General features: G+C 70.6%; 2 protein-coding genes. One reads left to right on the top strand and one right to left on the bottom strand.

Features of this window, described 5'->3' with window-relative positions:
• Positions 1–204: 204 nt before the first annotated feature.
• A complete protein-coding gene (locus ACN6LM_RS37810) occupies positions 205–1227 on the bottom strand; it encodes a LacI family DNA-binding transcriptional regulator (protein ID WP_445069951.1) in 1023 nt (340 codons plus the stop codon).
• Positions 1228–1468: 241 nt separating this feature from the next.
• Here ACN6LM_RS37810 and ACN6LM_RS37805 point away from each other — a divergent pair, with 241 nt between their 5' ends.
• Positions 1469–2857 (top strand): cellulase family glycosylhydrolase, encoded by a 1389-nt coding sequence (locus ACN6LM_RS37805; RefSeq protein WP_445069950.1) that lies wholly within the window; start codon positions 1469–1471, stop codon positions 2855–2857.
• Positions 2858–3056: the final 199 nt, after the last annotated feature.

Below are 3056 nucleotides of genomic sequence, written 5' to 3'. Positions count from 1 at the left end.
CCGATCTTCGTGGGTGGGGGAGGCGGGGATGGGCCGGCCGCGGAGGGGGTGCGGGGGTGCGGAGAGGTGGGAGCGCTCCCATGCATTCGTTGGTAGGGGACTGTAGGACACGGTCGTGTCCCTGACAACCCCGTGCGCGGCATCGGCCGGATCGGGTCGCGGCTCGCGCGCGTGCCCGGCGGTCTCAGGCAACTGGCCTGATGATCAACCTGATTGACGCACCATCAGGCTTGTGCGCAGGATGACGTGGTGCCAGGCGACCTTCGGCCGGCTCATCTCCTCTAGCAGCAGGCGCACCATCGCCCGGCCGATCTCCTCCATCGGCTGGCGGACCGTCGTCAGCGGTGGGTCGGTCTGTTCGGCGAGCTCGAAGTCGTCGAAGCCGACCACCGCCACGTCCTCGGGCACCCGCCGCCCCGCCGCGCGCAGCGCGGCCAGCGCCCCGGCCGCCATGCTGTCCGACGCGGCGAACACCGCGTCGACCTCCGGGTGCCGCTCGATCAGACGGGCCATCGCCCGCCGCCCGCTGGCCTCGGTGAAGTCGCCCTGGGCGACCAGGGACGGCGGCTCCGCGCAGCCCGCCTCGCGCAAGGCCTCCCGATAGCCGCGCAGCCGGCACTGGGCGACGTACATCTCGGGAGGTCCGGCGATCGCGGCGATGGTTCTGCGCCCGCCGCGCACCAGGTGGCCGACCGCGTCCCGCGCGCCGCCAACGTTGTCGGCGTCCACATAGGTGACCCGCTCGTCGCCCGAGCGCCGGCCGAGCAGCACGGTCGGCACCCCGGCGTCCGCGAGCATGTCGGGCAGCCGGTCCTCGGCGCTCACCGACATCAGCAGCACCCCGTCGACCCGGCCGCCTCGCACGTACTCCAGGAGCCGCTGCCGTTCGGTGTCCGTGCGGACGAGGGTGAGCAGCAGTTGCACCCCCCGCTCGTCCAGGGCGTCGCCGACCGCACGCACGATCTCCGAGAAGAAGGGCTCCCCGAACAGCCGCCAGTCCGTCTTGGTCATCACCAGGGCGACGGCGCCCGCGCGCTGTCCGGCCAGGGATCGCGCGGCCAGGTTGGGCACGTAACCCAGCTCGTCGATGGCGCGCTGCACGGCGCGACGGGTGGACTCCCGGACGCCCGCCGCGTTGTTGATCACTCGGGAGACCGTGCCCCGGCCCACCCCGGCGAGCGCCGCCACCTCTTCCAGCGTCGGCGTGCCGGAATCCCTGTTCAGCATGGACCACCCCCAAGAGCCACCGATCCTACGGCCCGGAGGGTGAGCGGCCGAAGGAGTCGGATCAATTGACGGCGCGATCGCGTCACCGATCTGGGAGCGCTCCCAACTTTATTTGTGCATGACAGCGTCGGATGGCTATGCGCGGGCCCCGGGGACGTGTACGGTCTCGGGCCGATGGGTTCTGGGAGCGCTCCCATCCAGTTGTTCCTCAGTTGTTCCCCTTCGAACGAGGAGAAATGCTGTGAAACGCTTCTTGGCTCTACTGGCGGCCGGTGCCACGGCCACGGGCCTGACGGTCCTGGCCGGCCCCCCGGCGGCGGCCGCCACCGGATGCAAGGTGGATTACACGGTCGCCAGCCAGTGGGAGGGCGGCTTCCAGGGCGGGGTGAAGGTCACCAACCTCGGTGACTCCGTCAGCGGCTGGCAGCTCAAGTTCACGCTGCCCGGCTCGGGCCAGAAGGTGGTCCAGGGCTGGAACGCCACCTGGTCGCAGTCCGGCTCCACGGTCACCGCCGCCCCCGTCGACTGGAACCGCACCCTGGCCACCGGCGGCACGGCGGACCTGGGCTTCGTCGGCTCCTTCTCGGGCGCCAACCCGGCGCCCACGGGCTTCACGCTCAACGGCGTCGCCTGTACGGGCACGGTCGGCGGCGGGGGCGACGACGACGACCCGCCGCCCGCCACGGGTGACGGCACCCCGGTGGGGACCAACGGGCAGCTCCGCGTGTGCGGGGTGAACCTGTGCAACCAGTACAACCGCCCGATCCAGCTGCGCGGCATGAGCACGCACGGCCTCCAGTGGTTCAGCCAGTGCTACAACAACGCGTCGCTGGACGCGCTGGCGAACGACTGGAAGGCGGACCTGCTGCGCACCGCCATGTATGTGCAGGAGGACGGCTACGAGACCGACCCGGCGGGGTTCACCAGCAAGGTCAACAGCCTGGTCGACATGGCCGAGGCCCGTGGCATGTACGCCCTGATCGACTTCCACACCCTGACTCCGGGCGACCCGAACTACAACCTGGCGCGCGCCAAGACCTTCTTCGCGTCGGTCGCCGCCCGCAACGCCTCGAAGAAGAACGTCATCTACGAGATCGCCAACGAGCCCAACGGTGTGAGCTGGGCCGGCATCAAGAACTACGCCGAGCAGGTCATCCCGGTCATCCGGGCCGCCGACCCGGACGCGGTCGTCATCGTCGGTACGCGCGGCTGGTCGTCCCTCGGGGTCTCGGACGGCTCCAACGAGAGCGAGGTCGTCAACAGTCCCGTCAACGCCACCAACATCATGTACGCGTTCCACTTCTACGCCGCCAGCCACAAGGACAACTACCGGGCGACGGTGAGCCGGGCCGCCTCGCAGCTCCCGCTCTTCGTCACGGAGTTCGGCACGGTGAGCGCCACCGGTGGCGGCGCGCTGGACCGGTCGAGCACCACCGCCTGGCTGGATCTGCTCGACCAGCTGAAGATCAGCTACGCGAACTGGACCTACTCGGACGCCAATGAGAGCAGTGCCGCCCTCAAGCCCGGCACCTGCGACGGCGGCGACTACAGCAGCAGCGGTGTCCTGACCGAGTCGGGTGCGCTGCTCAAGTCCCGGATCAGCACCCCGGACAACTTCCCCACCGGCTGATCCGTGAGATGCGGGGGCTCCGGCGCGGCCGGGGCCCCCGCATCCGTGCGTCCACCGGCCGGACCTTGACACCCCGTCGGCAGCGGCGAGACACTGGGCACCCTTCGGAGAGCGCTCTCCGAACGACCTCGGCCACCGTGTCGGCCCACTCCCCGCTGTCGGCGCGGTACGGAGGCCCGCGGTGGTCACGGCCAGCCGT

The organism is Streptomyces sp. SAS_281 (genome assembly GCF_052542855.1).
Note: the sequence above shows the minus strand (reverse complement) of the source record. Positions and strands in the feature narration are given on the sequence as shown.

What these genes read in the sequence shown, in the direction of transcription:
- ACN6LM_RS37810 (WP_445069951.1), bottom strand. Translation starts at nt 1,227, where the DNA reads ATGCTGAACAGGGATTCCGGCACGCCGACGCTGGAAGAGGTGGCGGCG.